The 16,086-nt window shown below is 46.1% G+C and carries 15 protein-coding genes and 3 tRNA genes; 7 read left to right on the top strand and 11 right to left on the bottom strand.

Going from position 1 to position 16,086, the window contains the following annotated elements; all coding sequences use genetic code 11:
- Positions 1-67 precede the first annotated feature (67 nt).
- Positions 68-751: a lipoprotein-releasing ABC transporter ATP-binding protein LolD gene (gene lolD / locus O3681_RS01675; RefSeq protein WP_003679081.1), complete on the bottom strand. Its 684-nt coding sequence runs from the start codon at positions 749-751 to the stop codon at positions 68-70.
- Positions 744-1,994 carry a lipoprotein-releasing ABC transporter permease subunit gene (locus tag O3681_RS01670; RefSeq protein WP_003746931.1) on the bottom strand — a complete coding sequence of 417 codons (1,251 nt, stop codon included), beginning with the start codon at positions 1,992-1,994 and terminating at the stop codon, positions 744-746. Before O3681_RS01670 ends, lolD begins: the two co-directional genes overlap by 8 nt.
- Before the next feature lie 214 nt (positions 1,995-2,208).
- Here O3681_RS01670 and O3681_RS01665 point away from each other — a divergent pair, with 214 nt between their 5' ends.
- A complete protein-coding gene (locus tag O3681_RS01665) occupies positions 2,209-2,496 on the top strand; it encodes a hypothetical protein (protein WP_003683377.1) in 288 nt (95 codons plus the stop codon).
- Positions 2,497-2,558: 62 nt separating this feature from the next.
- Here the strand turns inward: O3681_RS01665 and recR are convergent, their stop codons facing one another.
- The 4 genes from recR to rnr form a co-directional block, all read right to left on the bottom strand.
- The gene (recR, locus tag O3681_RS01660; protein WP_254346308.1) at positions 2,559-3,164 is read right to left on the bottom strand and encodes a recombination mediator RecR; all 606 of its coding nucleotides are present in this window, start codon (positions 3,162-3,164) and stop codon (positions 2,559-2,561) included.
- A gap of 82 nt (positions 3,165-3,246) precedes the next feature.
- Positions 3,247-5,100, bottom strand: coding sequence for a SurA N-terminal domain-containing protein (locus O3681_RS01655; protein WP_371459126.1), 1,854 nt, complete (start codon positions 5,098-5,100; stop codon positions 3,247-3,249).
- 146 nt (positions 5,101-5,246) lie between these two features.
- Entirely contained in the window at positions 5,247-5,594 is a 348-nt protein-coding gene (locus O3681_RS01650; RefSeq protein ID WP_107723177.1) for an ArsC family reductase, read from the bottom strand.
- Positions 5,595-5,675: 81 nt separating this feature from the next.
- Entirely contained in the window at positions 5,676-8,171 is a 2,496-nt protein-coding gene (gene rnr / locus O3681_RS01645) for a ribonuclease R (protein ID WP_371459125.1), read from the bottom strand.
- A gap of 79 nt (positions 8,172-8,250) precedes the next feature.
- Here rnr and O3681_RS01640 point away from each other — a divergent pair.
- The 3 genes from O3681_RS01640 to O3681_RS01630 all read left to right on the top strand — a co-directional run bounded on the left by O3681_RS01640 (position 8,251) and on the right by O3681_RS01630 (position 8,614).
- A tRNA-Leu gene (locus O3681_RS01640) sits at positions 8,251-8,337 on the top strand.
- 38 nt (positions 8,338-8,375) lie between these two features.
- Positions 8,376-8,462: transfer RNA gene (locus O3681_RS01635), tRNA-Leu, on the top strand.
- Positions 8,463-8,523: 61 nt separating this feature from the next.
- A tRNA-Ser gene (locus O3681_RS01630) sits at positions 8,524-8,614 on the top strand.
- Positions 8,615-8,793: 179 nt separating this feature from the next.
- Here the strand turns inward: O3681_RS01630 and O3681_RS01625 are convergent.
- The 5 genes from O3681_RS01625 to dnaQ all read right to left on the bottom strand — a co-directional run bounded on the left by O3681_RS01625 (position 8,794) and on the right by dnaQ (position 12,258).
- Complete coding sequence (locus O3681_RS01625; protein WP_371459124.1) at positions 8,794-9,537, bottom strand: thermonuclease family protein; 744 nt, start codon at positions 9,535-9,537, stop codon at positions 8,794-8,796.
- 73 nt (positions 9,538-9,610) lie between these two features.
- The gene (gene rpiA / locus O3681_RS01620; RefSeq protein WP_003679072.1) at positions 9,611-10,282 is read right to left on the bottom strand and encodes a ribose-5-phosphate isomerase RpiA; all 672 of its coding nucleotides are present in this window, start codon (positions 10,280-10,282) and stop codon (positions 9,611-9,613) included.
- A gap of 43 nt (positions 10,283-10,325) precedes the next feature.
- Entirely contained in the window at positions 10,326-10,805 is a 480-nt protein-coding gene (gene ispF, locus O3681_RS01615) for a 2-C-methyl-D-erythritol 2,4-cyclodiphosphate synthase (protein ID WP_107723174.1), read from the bottom strand.
- A gap of 32 nt (positions 10,806-10,837) precedes the next feature.
- Positions 10,838-11,524, bottom strand: coding sequence for a 2-C-methyl-D-erythritol 4-phosphate cytidylyltransferase (ispD, locus tag O3681_RS01610; protein WP_371459123.1), 687 nt, complete (start codon positions 11,522-11,524; stop codon positions 10,838-10,840).
- Positions 11,521-12,258 (bottom strand): DNA polymerase III subunit epsilon, encoded by a 738-nt coding sequence (gene dnaQ / locus O3681_RS01605; RefSeq protein ID WP_107723172.1) that lies wholly within the window; start codon positions 12,256-12,258, stop codon positions 11,521-11,523. The genes ispD and dnaQ overlap by 4 nt, the downstream gene beginning before the upstream one ends.
- Positions 12,259-12,600: 342 nt before the next feature.
- Between dnaQ and O3681_RS01600 the strand changes: the two genes are divergently transcribed.
- The 3 genes from O3681_RS01600 to O3681_RS01590 all read left to right on the top strand — a co-directional run bounded on the left by O3681_RS01600 (position 12,601) and on the right by O3681_RS01590 (position 16,053).
- Positions 12,601-13,077 carry a hypothetical protein gene (locus O3681_RS01600; protein WP_003683363.1) on the top strand — a complete coding sequence of 159 codons (477 nt, stop codon included), beginning with the start codon at positions 12,601-12,603 and terminating at the stop codon, positions 13,075-13,077.
- Between the two features lie 146 nt (positions 13,078-13,223).
- Positions 13,224-13,907, top strand: a complete 684-nt coding sequence (locus O3681_RS01595; protein WP_107723171.1) for a 16S rRNA pseudouridine(516) synthase — start codon at positions 13,224-13,226, stop codon at positions 13,905-13,907.
- A 781-nt stretch (positions 13,908-14,688) separates the two neighbouring features.
- A complete protein-coding gene (locus tag O3681_RS01590; protein WP_371459122.1) occupies positions 14,689-16,053 on the top strand; it encodes a sodium-dependent transporter in 1,365 nt (454 codons plus the stop codon).
- Positions 16,054-16,086 lie beyond the last annotated feature (33 nt).

Raw genomic sequence — 16,086 nt, 5'->3', positions numbered from 1 at the left:
AACCTATTTTTCAGACGGCCTCTATTATACCGTTCAAAGCATAAAATATTTGCCTGAAATAATAACCTTATTGCAACACTTGCAGACTGCCGTCTTTCATGGTCATTACCCTGTCGAAACGCTCAGCCAGCTCGTCATCATGGGTCACCACAATCAGGCTGGTGTTCAATTCGCGTTTCAAATCCAGCATCATGTCCAGCACATTTTGCGCATTTTTACGGTCAAGGTTCCCTGTCGGCTCATCCGCCAACAGGCATTTCGGCTCATTGACCAAAGCACGTGCAATCGCCGCACGCTGACGCTCGCCGCCGGAAAGTTCGCTCGGACGGTGCAGCATACGCTTATCCAAGCCAACCTTTTTCAGCATCTTGACAGCCTTCTCCTCAGCCATCGCCTTGGGCATTTTGCCGATTAAAAGCGGCATCATGACATTTTCCAAAGCAGAAAACTCAGGCAATAAATGGTGGAACTGATACACAAAGCCCAAATAACGGTTGCGCAATTCGCCCAACTGTTTTTGGCTCAAACCGCCCAAATCCTGATCCATCAGTATCACCTTGCCTTCAGACGGCATATCCAAGCCACCAAGAAGGTGCAGCAATGTAGATTTACCGCTGCCTGACGAACCGATGATACTCACGCTTTCCGCTTCGGCAACTTCAAAATCCAAATGATTCAACACTTGTACATTCAATGCGCCGTCATTATAGCTTTTGCCAACGCCGATACATTTCAAAATTGTCTTACTCATAGCGCAAAGCCTCCGCAGGTTGGGTTTTTGCAGCACGCCAGCTCGGATACAGTGTGGCGATAAATGCCAAGCCAAGCGAAATGCAGGCAATAACGGCGACATCCTTCAAGTTCACATCGCTAGGCAGGTAATCGATGAAATAAACTTGAGAGTTAATCAAATGCACACCAAACAGGTCTTCAAAAAACGCGACAATCTTGCCGACATTCCAACCCAGTAATACACCGCATACCACGCCCACAAGCGTACCGAAGAACCCCGCAAATGCTCCCTGCACCAAGAAAATCTTCATGACGCCGCCCGGAGACAAACCCAAAGTGCGTAAAATAGCAATATCGGCTTGTTTTTCCGTTACTGCCATTACCAAGGAAGAGACGAGGTTAAACGCAGCAACCGCGATAATCAGTGTCAAAATGATGAACATCATGCGTTTTTCCAACTCAACGGCTTCAAAATAGCTGCGGTTGTTAAACGTCCAGTCGCGCACCCATACTTCATCTTTTTTAGCATCGGGAATCAACTTGGCAATGAAAGATGGTGCATTCTGAGGATCAGCCAATCGTAAACGCAGCCCACCGACATTTTCTCCCAGACGATACAAGACTTGCGCATCCTTGATATGCGTCATGGCCAATGTGTTATCGACTTCATAAACACCTGTTTTTACCACACCGACCACATTAAACTGCTTCAAGCGTGGCACTACGCCGGCAGGAGTAACATTTCCCTCCGGCGTAATCACAGTAACTTTACCGCCAAGCTCCGTACCCAATGCCTCAGCCAGCCCTTGGCCTAAAATAATATCAAATTCACCCGGCTTCAAATCGTCGAAACTGCCGGCCGGCATATCCTTGCCGTAATCAACGACATTTTTTTCTTCAGACGGCAAAATACCGCGTATTTGTACACCGCGCACTTCCCCAGCATTAGCAAGCAAAGCCTGATCGGAAACATAAGGCGCGCTGGCCAATACTTCCTTTTTGCCTTTTACAAATTCGCGCAAATTCTGCCAACCCGGCGCACTACCGACATCGTAATAGCCGATTTCCGCATGAGGCGCGACGTTCAACAATTGGCCGCGTATCTCTTTCTGAAATCCATTCATTACTGATAGCACCACAATCAGCGCCGTTACGCCCAAGGCGATACCGGCGATTGAAATCATGGTAATAAATGACATAAAGCCATTGCGTTTTTTCGCACGCAGATAGCGCAGGCCTATCCAAGTTTCTAAAGAAGCCATTCAAAAATGCCTCATTCGTTTGTCAAAAAAGGCTTATTGTACCGTAAAACCGACAGGTCGTCCGATTGCCCGACTGATGTAGCATTCAGGGATAAAGTGTATGTAAAACCATGTATCTTCCCGTAAATTCCGCCGAAAAACTTGCACAATCGGCCAATCGCCCTTATTCTGAAGCTGTGACACACTTTGTCACCATCAAAAAGGAAATACACTAATGAACAGCAAAAAATTCTTGGCCCTCGTATCCGTAGCTGTAGGTTTGTCATTCAGCTTCAATGCATATGCCGCCAAAGAAATCAAAATCAGTTCAAATAATACCGCTTACTCCGACGCCGATGTTCAAAAACTGGCAGCCACTGCTGTCGGCATGGGCGTAAAAGAACCTGTCAGCCTCAACAGCGGAAACGGTGTTGTTACCGTATCCGGCAGCAGCGCAACCAAATGCGCATTCAAAGTCGGTAACGGCGATACGCCTCAAATTCAAGGCGTCAGCTGCAAATAATCTGATTTAATCAATGAAAAGGCCGTCTGAAAGACTTTCAGACGGCCTTTTTATATTGGCATTTAAGATTGGATATTTCTTCTATCGTAAACAGCCTGCGCCAAAGTACCGGCATCCACATATTCCATCTCGCCGCCCAAAGGAATTCCCCTTGCCAATCGGCTGACTTTATAAGGAAGATTTTTAAACAATTCCGCCAATACATACGCTGTCGCATCGCCTTCGGCTGTGAAGTTGGTGGCAATGATAATTTCCTCAATATTACTCGCCTGCAAACGGGCAACCAGCTTATCTAATGCCACTGCCGAAATATCCATGCCCTGCGCCGGACTGACTTGCCCCATCAAAACAAAATACAGGCCATCATGGCAATTAGCCGCCTCCATACTGGAAACATCCGCCGGCATATGCACAATCATCAAGCGGCTTTTCTCACGTTTTTCGTCGGCGCAAATTTCACACAAATCGCCTTCGCAAAATGTATTACACATCCGACAATGCTGCACCTGTCTCAAGGCAAACTGCAAAGCATCCACCAACTCCTGCGCTTCTTCGCGTTTGTACTGTAAAAGCTGGTAAGCCATGCGTTGAGCGGATTTCGGGCCGACATTGGGCAGGATTTTTAATGCATTAATCAAGCGGACAAAGGCATCAGGATTTTTACTCATGATTTCAGACGGCCTTTAAAAAGATAGCTAAAAATAAGAAAACAGCCGGAATTCATCCGGCTGCCCTACTCTAATATTCTGCTTATTCGGCAGCATTATTAACTTGTTGTGCACCTTGCGTACGATCGATTTTCTTATCCAAATACTGGAGCAAGGCATCGAAAACATTGGCAGAAAGCTGCTGAACCAAAGCCTGTTTGGCAGCCGGAATCTGTGAATCGGCATTTTCAGGAGCAGAAACACTCTGAATTTCCATGATAACCGGCGCAGGCATACCTTCCAACAATGTATACGCAGGTTTGCCGCCGACAGGACGCGCTTTCAGCAAAGCCGCATAAGCCTCCGGAGACATGGTTTTACGTGCATCTTGCGCGCTCAATTGAGAAACAGGCGACCATTGAACATCGGCAGCTTTACCGGCTTTCAAAGCAGCCAAAGTTTCCTGGGCTTTTTTCTCTGCCAGTTTTGCGGCTTCAGAGCGCTGATATGCTGCACGGACAGTGTCTTTGACTTCCGCAAATGGTGCGATTTTCTCTTCGCGCACTTCTTTCGCACGAATGACCCAAACGGTTTCGTTGTTGATGGCAATGACTTCAGAATTGTGTTTTTTCTTCAGTACATCATCACTAAACGCGGCATTAATCAACGCTTCAGGCAAGCCGGCTTCTTTCGCGCCCGCTTTGGTCACCCATTCATCCAGGCTTTCTACTTTCAAACCTGAATTGGCAGCTGCTTTTGCCAAAGAAGATGGATCATTGAAGGTATCTTCACCCAGTTTTTCTTTAGCGGCATTAAAGGCAGAAGCCGCTTTTTTCAGTTTCAAGGCTGCTTCAATACGCGCTTTGGCTTGTTCCAAAGTCGGCTCAGCTTCGACATTCAAAACTTTAATGACGTGATAACCCAAAGACGATTTAACGGTATCGCTGACTTCGCCTTTGCCCAATGCAAATGCCGCTTTATCAAATTCAGGTCCAAAGCCGCTGCCACCGCTTTTGCTCAGGTAGCCCAAATTGCCGCCTTTATTGCTGCTGGACAAATCTTTGGAGTACTTGGCTGCCAGCTCAGCAAAAGCATCTGGATGCGCTTTGAGCTCTGCAGCCATTTTGTCTACTTCGGCTTTAATTTCCGCATTGCTTGCTTCATCTCCGTTAGGCATGACCGGAATGAAAATATGCGCAATTTCGGCTCTTGGCGACAAATCTACACTTTTGCTGTCGTAAGCTTTTTGTACTTCTTCCGCACTGACGGTTTGCTTATCAGCCAAATCTTTGATGTTCAAAGCCACATATTCCAGCTTAACGGCTTGAGGAATCAAGTAATCTTTTTTATGCGCTTCATAATACTTTTGCAAAGCCGCATCATCTACTTTTACTTGTGCCGCAAATGCTTCAGGGCTGAAAGTAAATGAACGGATGGTACGTGTTGCTTGAGTCAGGTTAATCAACTGACGCGCTTGCGCATCGCTGACCAAAGCACCGTTTTGCACCAAATTCAACAGATTTTGCAATTGGAACTGTTCGCGGATATCTTCAACAAACTGATCCTCTGTCATTTTGCGCTGATCCAAATACTTCTTGAGCAAATCCTGACTAAATTTGCCGGAAGCATCATGGAAATTCGGATCATCCACGATAACTTGCTTGATTTGTTCCTGAGACACAGCAATGCCCATCAGCTTGGCACCCTGCTTCAGGTAAGCACGTTGCAATAAAGATTGGAATATAGCATCACGCGAAGGCGCATTATTGCCGGCAGCCTGCTCATTCTGTATCGCAATCTGTAAAGCATGCTCGCTGACCTTCTCATCCCCGACTTTGACAATGTAATCAGAACCCGGCGAAGACAAGTTATTGGCACCGAATCCGATAAAGGTCAGACCGATGATACCTAAAACAATCTGGGCGGGTGTTTTATATTTTTCAACAATATGGAACATATTTATCCGAAAGAAAAGTTTGGCGCGGCAGCCGGAAAATGCTGCCGCAAAAATCTTAAAATCCTGAAAACAGGCTCAAAGCGCGTATTGTAACGTATTTTTTCGAGGCTTGCTTTTTTCAGACGGCCTAAAAATCTAAAAATACCTTATCCGAAAATTTCCTGATACGCTTCTACTGAAAATCCGACATGAACCTGTCCTTCTTTGACCAATACAGGCCGCTTGATGATGCTGGGATTTTCCACCATTAAAGCAATCGCACCTTCTTTTGTGGCGGCAGATTCTTGCGCATCTTTATCCAACTTGCGCCAAGTCGTGCCTCTTTTATTGAGCAAAATTTCCAAAGCTACCTGCTCCATCCAGCCATCAATCAATTCGGCAGTCGGGGCGTTTTTCTTAAAATCTACAAACTCAAACTCAATGCCGTTTTCCGCCAACCAACTGCGCGCTTTTTTAACCGTATCGCAATTGGGAATACCGTATAGTTTTATCATCTTATTTATCCTTGGTTTTATTCATAAAATCACAAATTCAGGCCGTCTGAAATTTTTCAGACGGCCTGAATTGAATGCAGCTTATTTCTTAGCAGCTTTCTTCACTTTAATCTTCACGCTTTTGCCTTGAGCATTATTTTTACCCCCTGCTTTGACGGAAGCTGTTTTCGCCTGCACTTTTTTCTTGCTTACGGCTTTAGGTTTGCTTGGCTTGGCCGGCTTGGAGGCAGGTTTACTTTTCACCTTGCTCTTCTTTGCCTTCACAGGAGCGGCCAACGCTTCATCAATTTCTTTAGCCGAAAGTTTACGCTTACGCTTTTCGACAGGTTTGTCAGCAGCTATCGGCTTGCTCACAGGTTTTGCTTTTCTACTGCCACGTTTCTTACCGACCGAACCGCCGCTGACTAAGGTCAAATCAATCTTACTGGTATCCAAATCGGCACGAGCGACTTTCACAGTGACCGTATCGCCCATGTTGAAACGGACACCGCTGCGTTCGCCCTCAATCGCCATAATTTCAGGACGGAAGTTGAAATAATCTTCTCCCAAATCGCTGATATGTACCAAGCCATCGATATGAATATCGTCCAACGTTACAAAAATACCGAAGCTGGTCATGCCCGAAATCTTGCCACTAAAGACTTCGCCGACTTTGTCGCGCATATAATAAGTTTTCAGCCAGTTTTCCACATCGCGGCTGGCATCATCTGCTCGGCGCTCACAGAAAGAGGTATGCACGCCCAAAGCCTGCCAGGTTTTATTAGGTTGGTAAGTTTGTCCGTTCAACACAGCCTTGATGGCACGATGGACCGTCAAATCAGGATAACGGCGGATAGGCGAAGTAAAGTGTGTATATGCGCTATAAGCCAGACCAAAATGACCGTCGCAATGCGGCTCATAAACCGCCTGCTGCATAGAACGCAACATCATCACTTGCAACAGCTCCGCGTCCGGACGGTTTTTAAATTGCTCGGCAAGCGCAGCATAGTCTTTCGGCGTCGGATTATCGCCGCCCCCCAAACTCAGCCCCAGTAAACCAAGCTGCTCGCGTAAAGTAGCCAGTTTTTCAGGAGTCGGGCCCAAGTGATTACGGAACAAAGCCGTATGTTTGTTTTTCAGCAAAAATTCTGCCGCGCAAACATTCGCTGCCAACATACATTCTTCAATCAGCTTGTGCGCATCGTTGCGGACGACGGGAACAATCTTGTCGATTTTACCGTTGTCATCAAAAATCATCTGAGTCTCAACGCTCTCAAACTCAACCGCGCCACGCTCAAAACGTTTTTTCTGTAAGATTTTAAATAACTGATACAGAGTATCAATTTGCTGCTTAAACGGATGATCCTGGCCGTCTGAAATCCAATCCCAAACTTGATTGTAAGTCAGTCGCGCATGAGAACGCATTACTGCCGGATAGAAACGGTATTCCTTGATATTGCCTGCATAGGTAATCACCATATCGCACACCATACACAGGCGTTCGACATCAGGATTGAGCGAGCAGATACCGTTGGACAACTTCTCCGGCAGCATCGGAATCACGCGGCGTGGGAAATACACGCTGGTACTGCGTTCCTGAGCATCTACATCAATTCCGTCATCAGGACGGACATAATGGCTGACATCGGCAATCGCTACCACCAAACGGTAATTGCGGCCGACTTTTTCAGCAAAAACCGCATCGTCAAAGTCCCGCGCAGTTTCGCCGTCAATGGTTACCAAAGGCAAATCGCGTAAATCCACGCGCCCTTTCAAGTCGGTTTTACGCACATGATCAGGAATTTTCTTCGCGGCTTTGACACATGCTTCGCTGAATTGATGAGGCAAATGGTGCTTGCGTACAGCGATTTCAATTTCCATACCGCTGTCGGCATAATCGCCCAACACTTCAATCAGCTTAGCCACTGCAGGACGATGCGCTTCAGGATACGTCTCAATTTCAGCCACAATCACTTGGCCGGATTGCGGTTTAAAGTTCGCCACACTTTCAGGCTCTAACACGATACTTTGGCTCAAACGCTTGTCTTCGGCATCCAAAATAGCCACACCGCGATCCATATAAAAACGGCCGACCACTTTAGACTGCGCACGCTCCACCACATCCAAAACCGTACCTTCACGACGGCCTCTGCGGTCGATACCAGCAGGACGCACGGTAACAATATCCCCATGCATCACGCCACGCATCTGACGCTCATACAAAACAAAATCGCCCTCGCCTGTCGGCGTTAGCGGCACGGCAAAACCAAAGCCGTCTTTATGCGCCTCGACACGGCATTTAACCAATGCCAATTTTTCTGCCGCACACACCGCGCCACGTCTGTTAATCAACACCTGACCATCACGCGCCATCGCTTTCAGACGGCGTTCGAAGAATTCATATTCATCTTCTGCAATCGACAATTCATGTGCCAAAGCTTCGATTTTGGTCGGCACACCTTTTTGTTCCAATAATTCAATAACCCATTCGCGGCTGGGCAACGGATGAGCGTAACGTTGTTTCTCCCGCTCCAAATACGGGTCTTTTTCTCGTAAATTTAAAGATTTAGTATTTTTGTTCATTTTGATAGTTGACATTCTTTTTTTAAAATATATAATAGCTGCTTCTTCGCAGTTCAGGTAGTCAACTCTACCTTAAATTGAAGAATAAAGCAAAGCCCAGGTGGCGGAATTGGTAGACGCGCTAGCTTCAGGTGCTAGTGTCCTCACGGGCGTGGAAGTTCGAGTCTTCTCCTGGGCACCAAATAATTTGGTGCTTCTTTGCTTAAGAAAATTTAAATTGCCCAGGTGGCGGAATTGGTAGACGCGCTAGCTTCAGGTGCTAGTATCCTCACGGGTGTGGAAGTTCGAGTCTTCTCCTGGGCACCACTGATAAATCAATCAGTCAAGTTTTACATTATTCTGATAACAAGTCAGGATAATAGTCCACAGAGAGGTGGATGAGTGGTTTAAGTCGCACGCCTGGAAAGCGTGTATACGTGAATAACGTATCGAGGGTTCGAATCCCTTCCTCTCTGCCAGATACTAAAGACACCAGCTAACGGTGTCTTTTTTCATATCCGCCCTTCTTAAAAATATTACACCACACTTTTATTTCTATTACCCTCTAATCATAAACCTGCCACTCATTCTTATCTTATACTAAACCTTAATGATTAAAGGCTGTCTGAAAGTTTTCAAACGGCCTCTTTCTTAAAACCTACCAAATCCCAAACCATTGTTTATCAGACTGCTTTTTATTACCGTTCTGCTGCTCGTGGTTTTGACGGCGAAATTGCCAAGGCGCTTGCGGATTATCTTTTTTCCATAAACCTTTACGTTTTTCCTTGGCTTGTTTTTGTGCGGCCGAATAGTCAGTGTAGGCAGTTTTACTTTGTTGTTTTTTGGCATAACTTTCATAATGCCATGCGGCGCCATCCCGTATCTGCATTAAATTCAAGTCAATCGTGCCGACTGATACTTGGGCAACTTCGCGCTGGTAGCGATCGGCTTCAAACACGCGGACTTTGGCTTTTTTATTCAATGCAGCATCAATCAGATTGTCTCGTGATTGCGTACCATAAGCCTGATTGATTTCTGGTGCATCGATATGGGCCATACGGATTTTATGTTTCCTGCCGTCGCTATCGATAATGTGCATGGTATCGCCATCATGGATTTTGATGATTTTTCCGTTGTATGTGTAGGATTGTCGCGATGACTTTTGTTTTTGTTCCGGTTTAGGTTTAGGTTTAGCTTCGGCTTTGGTGTCAGATGTGGCTTTGACGACATTTTTTCCCAGCCATTCATTGACCTTTTCCAAACCGATATTGTCGCCTTGTGCCAATGTTGCAGCAACGCTTACCCCGGTACGAATCAACTCGGTATCGCGTGAGCTGTAACCAAGCGCGCCCAACACGGATAAAACAACGGGCAACCATTTTATAATTTTACTGATTTGCATATTTTGCCAAATTGAAGGCCGTCTGAAAGACCTGATGCACTTTCAGACGGCCTTTAAAATTGATTAATCTCCATTAATCCTGACAAGGCAAGATGACTTTTGCACCTTCTGCCGTACCCAAAACCAACACATCGGCGGCATCGCGGGCAAAAATACCGTTTTCGAGTACGCCGGTGATTTTGTTGATTTCGTCTTCCATTTTCAGGGCTTGGTCGATATTGAGGCCGTGAACATCGACGATTTGGTTGCCATAGAAAGTAGTATAGCCGACACGCAACTCAGGTTGTCCGCCCATGGCAAGCAGTTTGCGCGACACCAGCGAACGGGCATTTTCAACGACTTCGACCGGCAATGGGAATTTTCCCAAACGGGAAACGTATTTGCTTTCATCAGCGATACAGACAAATTTATCGGATGCGCTGGCCACGATTTTTTCGTTCAAATGCGCACCGCCGCCACCTTTAATCATTTGCAGCGCGTGGTTGACTTCATCTGCGCCGTCAACATAAACCGCCAAACCCATCACTTCATTCAGTGAAACTTCTGGAATCTCGTATTTTGCCAAAAGCTCGCTGGATTTTTTAGAAGTAGATACGGCACCCTTGATTTTCTTACCGCTTTTACCCAAAGCTTCGATAAAAAAGTTGATGGTAGAGCCGGTACCGATACCGATGTATTCGTTTTCAGGAACAAATTCCACCGCTTTTTCGGCGGCAATGCGTTTAAGTTCGTCTTGAGTTGCCATATTGTCAGTCTTTCAGTTTGAATAATAAAGTAATTTTAAGCTCTTAGGCTTTAATCAGCAATACTGCCGCTTGTGCTTCAATGGCTTCCATACGTCCCAGATAGCCAAGTTTTTCGTTGGTTTTACCCTTGATGTTCACGCAGTTTTCAGGCAAACCCAAATCTGAGGCAATATTGGCGCGCATTGCCGGAATATGTGGCGCAAGTTTTGGCTTTTGCGCAATCACGGTCGTATCGACATTAACCACCTTCCAACCCAATGCCTGCACGCTTTGATAAGCCTCGCGCAACAGCACACGGCTGTCAGCATCTTTGAACTCGGCGGCAGTATCGGGAAAATGGCTGCCGATATCGCCCAAACCGGCCGCACCCAACAGAGCATCGGTAATCGCATGCAACAGCGCATCGGCATCTGAATGACCCAGCAAGCCTTTTTCAAACGGAATGTTTACGCCGCCGAGTATCAAATCTCGCCCTTCGACCAACTGATGGACATCGTAGCCCTGTCCGATACGGATATTCATGTTTGCTTCCTTAAATAATGGGTTTTGATTGTTCAGACGGCCTTGAGCAACAATCTGACAATGTATTCGTCTTGCGGCAGCGTCAATTTTAAATTACGCGTATCGCCCTGCACCAAGCGCGGCCGGATACCCAGTTTTTCAACTGCTGACGCTTCATCCGTAATCTCACTCAAATCATCAACCGATAAGGCGCGATTTAATAAGGCCGTCTGAAAAAGCTGCGGCGTTTGCGCCTGCCATAATCCTGCGCGTGCAACGGTTTCATCAATATGATGACTGCCGTCTGCCCGCTTGAGCGTATCGGCCACCGGTATGGCCAGAATACCGCCCTCATTGCTCTCTTCAGCCTCATCAAGCAAACGTGTTAATGCTTCAGCAGGCAAGCAACAGCGCGCGGCATCATGAACCAAGATATTGTCTTGTGCCTCGGCCAAACCTTGTTCTAATAAAGTAGATACGCCATTGCGTACCGATTCGGCACGACTTGCGCCGCCTACTCGAAAGACGCGTACTTTCTCAGACAGGGCAGTCTGAAAAACCGAATCTTCCGGCGAAAGAATAACGGCAATTAAATCTATGCGGGGGTGTTGCTCAAAGATTTCTATGGTATGTTGCAATACGGTTTTACCATTGATTTCAACATATTGTTTTGGTTTTCCTGCACCAAATCGCGCTCCCACACCGGCAGCAGGAATCAAAGCGATATTGCGGCGTATCATGCTGACGCTCCGGCATTGGCCTCATCAGGCGTTTCAACCTTGCGCCATACACACGCTTCTCCCAAATCGTCCAAATATTTTTCATGTGCGGCCAGCTCGTCCGCATTGGCTTTGATGACTTTCAACTGCGACGTACGTTTGGTTTCCGCAATAACGGTTTGTTTGACTTCGCCCTCTTCTTCCGACTCGCCGCCCATCAGGTCGAACTGCTGACGCGTCATGGCAAGATAGACTTCACCCAAAAGCTCACAGTCGATTAACGCGCCGTGCAAGACCCGTTTGCTGCGGTCAACGGAAAAGCGGTTACACAACGCATCCAAGCTTGCCTTTTGTCCCGGAAACATTTCACGTGCCATAGCCAGCGTGTCGGTCACTTTACAACCCAGTTCCTCAATAGAAGGCAAGCCCATGCGGCGGAATTCCATATTCAGGAAGCCGACGTCAAACTTGGCATTATGGATAATCAGCTCTGCACCACGTATAAAGTCAGCAATCTGTTTACCCACTTGGGCAAACGGCGGCGCATTCTTCGCTTCCAATACTTCAATCGTCAAACCATGCACCTTCGCCGCTTCCTCCGGCATATCGCGTTCGGGGTGGACATATAAATGAAGGTTGGAGTCGGTCATTTGGCGGTTGATCATTTCCAAGCCGGCAAATTCGACCAGACGGTCGCCGTTTTCAGGATAAAGACCCGTAGTTTCCGTATCGAGGATAATCTGACGTTGGCTCATGGTTGGTAGTTTCTGCAATTATCAAAACGTCCTGAATCATACTGAAGGCCGTCTGAAATGTATAGTCAGCAAAACTTTAGCTGCTTTTGAAATGCCTTTTTATAGCTGGATTTTTTCAGACGGCCTTTATTCTTTTTGCATTTAATGGCTATCTATTACTGCATTTTTAAGTAGAAAGCCTAATTTCTAAAAAAAATTTTTAAATTTAATTTCTTTAATAATTAATATCTTACTTATAAATTAAATAATAGGAACAATTATCATTTGCAAATTTAGAAAATCGCCGTATAATACAACCCATCGAAACAAAACAACCGCACAACAGAATGAAAGGAGAAGAAAATGCCCGAAAGTATTTTTAAGCAAGTCTCCCTTGACATTCTGAGACTGCACCAACAAGCCATCCGCTCTTTAATCGCCACCAAGTGTTGCGATGAGTGCGAAGTACACGACGCAGTATTCATTACTTTAGATGGCCGCTATTATGTTTGGCTCCCTTGCATGGGCAAATCGCCCCAATCAGAAACCGGCATCCTGCTGATTGAAGATGAAGACGGCAATACGCGTTTGAGCTGGGTTGCCGGTACACGCGAAGTCAAACAAAAAGACAGTCTGTACAACCGCGTTGTTTCCGCCCTGCAAAGAAAAATGCAGCGCACGAAAAACAAGTTTATCCAATCGGCAAACGCACGATTGCTTGAGCTAACGCCTCAGCAAGGCCGTCTGACGACAAACAGCAAAGATTTTTCGCTTTCACCACATGACTTGATGAAAGCACTTTATCCGGCAACACATCAAATAGGAGAATTTGCCCTGTAACAGTTTTTGGTAGTGGTTTGTGTTCCTTTTGCGCCCCTTAACATTTTAAAGGGGCGATTTTTTTGCCCCTACTTTTCAGACAGCCTCAAAACCGGTTTTCCAGTACAATAAAGGCCGTCTGAACATTTCCTACTTTTCAACCAACCATGCAACTGCTCAAATACATCCAATCGCAAGGCCTCGGCAGCCGCAAGCAATGCCAATGGCTGATAGACAATGACTGCATTGCCATTAACGGCGAAATTCATAATCGTGCCAAAGACAATATCGACCCGTCTCAAGTGCACACCCTGTCTGTTGACGGCGAAGAAATTGCCGCCGTCCCCATGCCCTATTTCTACATTCTGCTTCATAAACCTGCAGATTACGAAACTTCTCACAAACCCCAGCAATATCCAAGCATCTTCAGTCTGTTTCCCGACCACATGCGCAATATCGATATGCAGGCAGTCGGCCGCTTGGATGCAGACACAACCGGCATTATTCTTATTACCAACGACGGGCAATTTAACCATCGCGTTACCTCGCCCAAACACAAAGTTCCGAAGCTCTACCGTGTCACTTTGAAACATCCTGCCGACGATACCCTTTGCACTACGCTGAAAAACGGCGTTCTCCTGCATGACGATCATGAAACCGTCGCCGCAGTCGAAGCAGTATTAGCCGCCCCAACCACATTGATGATGACCATTACCGAGGGTAAATACCATCAGGTCAAACGCATGATTGCAGCCGCAGGCAACCGTGTCGAGCAGCTCCACCGTGAGAAATTCGGCGACTGGAATGTCGATGATTTGGCCGCGGGAGAATGGAAATTTATCCAAATCTAAAAAAGTTCTAAATTTTTTCGATAAATTTTTAAACAATATGGATTTTTTATTTATTTAAAATCAAACATCTAAATCTTATCATTTTTATTTAACAGAATTTAACACTGTAAAGACTGAACTATTGTATAATTCGCCTGTCTGAGTAACACTTGCTTCGAAAGAAGTGAGTAAGTGAGTAAGACGTTTTCCCCGTAATGTGTTTGGCCATCTATACTTTCCCCTTAGTATAGATGGTTTTTTTTATCTAAAATTTGGCAATCAAGCGGGCGTACTTTCAGACGGCCTTTCTCATCTAAAGAAGCCATCATTACTAAACCTCATCTCCCACTCATTACCTTGCCATTCCTCCTTTTCTCTTTCTCGTCTCTTCCGCATCAATCTGTACCATTCCAATTTCAGACAAATCGTTTTATAGAAAGAAAAACCATCGGCGACTATCCAAGCTAAGGTTACAGGATGTTATTAGACAACCTTAGAGAAATACCATCTTTGTTGCCGACATATTTGAAAGCACACCTTAGTGCTATCCAATCTCCTCACAACAACCCTTTCCCATATCCCACTTTTCAGACGGCCTTTATCATTACGGCTCTTTCAATCATTCGTATCGCTTCAGACAAATTCTCTGTTTGCAGGTTTCAATACCAAGCAAACCAGAGAAACCCACTAAAAATTCTTCATTACATAGTTTTTTTAACTAATTTTCTTTTCAGACTTTAGTCAAGATTCGTTAAATCTTTGCGGTAAAATGTTGTCTTTATTTTAATGCATCTGAGTATTTATGTCTTCCAATCAACCCCGTCAAACCTGGTCCAACCGTTTGACTTACATCCTTACCGTTGCCGGCGCGACTGTCGGCTTTGGTGCAACTTGGCGTTTCCCGTATTTGGTCGGTGAAAACGGCGGCGGTGCATATGTGTTTCTGTTCTGTATCGCCATGCTGGTCATCGGTATTCCGATGATTTTGGTGGAAAACGTCATCGGCCGCCGTAAAGGCGTGAACGCGCTGGATGCGTTTGGCGGCACAATGAATGGCAAACCCGTTGCCAAAGTTTGGAAATTGGTCGGCTGGATGGGCCTGCTCGGCGCATTCGGCATCATGGCCTATTACATGGTGCTCGGCGGCTGGGTTATCAGCTACATCATCAATATCATCGGCGGCAATTTGGACATTTCCAGTCCGGTTTCCGGAGAAGTCACCAAAAGCTTCTTTACCGAACACATCGAAAACAGCCCTTGGGAAATTGCGTTTTACACCTTCCTATTTGTGGTTGTGAACCAATGGATCTTGGTCAAAGGCGTGATCGGTGGTATTGAAAAAGCGGCAAAATACCTGATGCCTTTGCTGTTTTTATTCCTGATTGCCATGGTTGTGCGCAACGTTACCCTGCCGGGCGCAATGGAAGGCATCATCTTCTATCTGAAGCCTGACTTCAGCAAAATTACAGCCGAACTGTTCGTCTTCGTTTTGGGCCAAGTATTCTTCGCCTTAAGCTTGGGTTTCGGCGTGATGATTACGTTATCCAGCTATCTGGATAAAAACGAAAATCTGGTTCAGACGGCCGTGATTACCGCGATTACCAACACTTTGATTGCCGTGTTGGCCGGCTTTATGATTTTCCCTTCCCTCTTCAGCTTTGGCGTCGCCCCTAACTCCGGCCCGACGCTGGTGTTCCAAAGCCTGCCGATCGTGTTTTCCAATATGTGGGTAGGCCCGGTGTTTGCAGTGATTTTCTTCTCACTGCTTCTGATTGCCGCGCTGACGACTTCTCTGACGATTTATGAAGTGTTGATTACGACGATTCAGGAGAAAACCAAAATCCGCCGTACCGCCGCGATTACGATTGTCTTGGCCGCCATCTTCATCTTCGGCAACATTCCGTCTATTTTGAGCTACGGCCCATGGAAAGATATTTCCGTGTTTGGTAAAAACATTTTTGATGCCTTTGACTATATCAGCGGCAATATCCTGTTTATGCTGACCGCGCTCGGCTCCGCGCTGTTTGTCGGTTTCGTGATGAAGGATGAAGCGAAGGACGAATTGCTCTATAAAGGCAACCATACGACGGTCAATATTTGGTTTGCTTATGTGAAATACCTCGTGCCGTTGGTGATTCTGCTGATTTTCATCAGCAACCTGTTCTGATAAGCAAGCATATAAAAAGGCCGTCTGAAATAT

This window comes from Neisseria sp. 27098_8_158, from assembly GCF_041433145.1.
Lineage (GTDB): Bacteria > Pseudomonadota > Gammaproteobacteria > Burkholderiales > Neisseriaceae > Neisseria > Neisseria subflava_E.
The sequence above is the reverse complement of the archived record's forward strand: the minus strand, read 5'-3'. Positions and strand labels throughout refer to the sequence as shown.

Excerpts from the sequence above, each read along its gene's own strand:
- ispD (WP_371459123.1), bottom strand. The coding sequence starts at position 11,524 with ATGATACGCCGCAATATCGCTTTGATTCCTGCTGCCGGTGTGGGAGCG.
- rnr (WP_371459125.1), bottom strand. The coding sequence starts at position 8,171 with ATGTCAACTATCAAAATGAACAAAAATACTAAATCTTTAAATTTACGA.
- O3681_RS01650 (WP_107723177.1), bottom strand. The coding sequence starts at position 5,594 with ATGATAAAACTATACGGTATTCCCAATTGCGATACGGTTAAAAAAGCG.
- dnaQ (WP_107723172.1), bottom strand. The coding sequence starts at position 12,258 with ATGAGCCAACGTCAGATTATCCTCGATACGGAAACTACGGGTCTTTAT.
- recR (WP_254346308.1), bottom strand. The coding sequence starts at position 3,164 with ATGAGTAAAAATCCTGATGCCTTTGTCCGCTTGATTAATGCATTAAAA.
- O3681_RS01655 (WP_371459126.1), bottom strand. The coding sequence starts at position 5,100 with ATGTTCCATATTGTTGAAAAATATAAAACACCCGCCCAGATTGTTTTA.
- O3681_RS01600 (WP_003683363.1), top strand. The coding sequence starts at position 12,601 with ATGCCCGAAAGTATTTTTAAGCAAGTCTCCCTTGACATTCTGAGACTG.
- rpiA (WP_003679072.1), bottom strand. The coding sequence starts at position 10,282 with ATGGCAACTCAAGACGAACTTAAACGCATTGCCGCCGAAAAAGCGGTG.
- O3681_RS01670 (WP_003746931.1), bottom strand. The coding sequence starts at position 1,994 with ATGGCTTCTTTAGAAACTTGGATAGGCCTGCGCTATCTGCGTGCGAAA.
- O3681_RS01595 (WP_107723171.1), top strand. The coding sequence starts at position 13,224 with ATGCAACTGCTCAAATACATCCAATCGCAAGGCCTCGGCAGCCGCAAG.
- O3681_RS01665 (WP_003683377.1), top strand. The coding sequence starts at position 2,209 with ATGAACAGCAAAAAATTCTTGGCCCTCGTATCCGTAGCTGTAGGTTTG.
- ispF (WP_107723174.1), bottom strand. The coding sequence starts at position 10,805 with ATGAATATCCGTATCGGACAGGGCTACGATGTCCATCAGTTGGTCGAA.
- O3681_RS01625 (WP_371459124.1), bottom strand. The coding sequence starts at position 9,537 with ATGCAAATCAGTAAAATTATAAAATGGTTGCCCGTTGTTTTATCCGTG.
- lolD (WP_003679081.1), bottom strand. The coding sequence starts at position 751 with ATGAGTAAGACAATTTTGAAATGTATCGGCGTTGGCAAAAGCTATAAT.
- O3681_RS01590 (WP_371459122.1), top strand. The coding sequence starts at position 14,689 with ATGTCTTCCAATCAACCCCGTCAAACCTGGTCCAACCGTTTGACTTAC.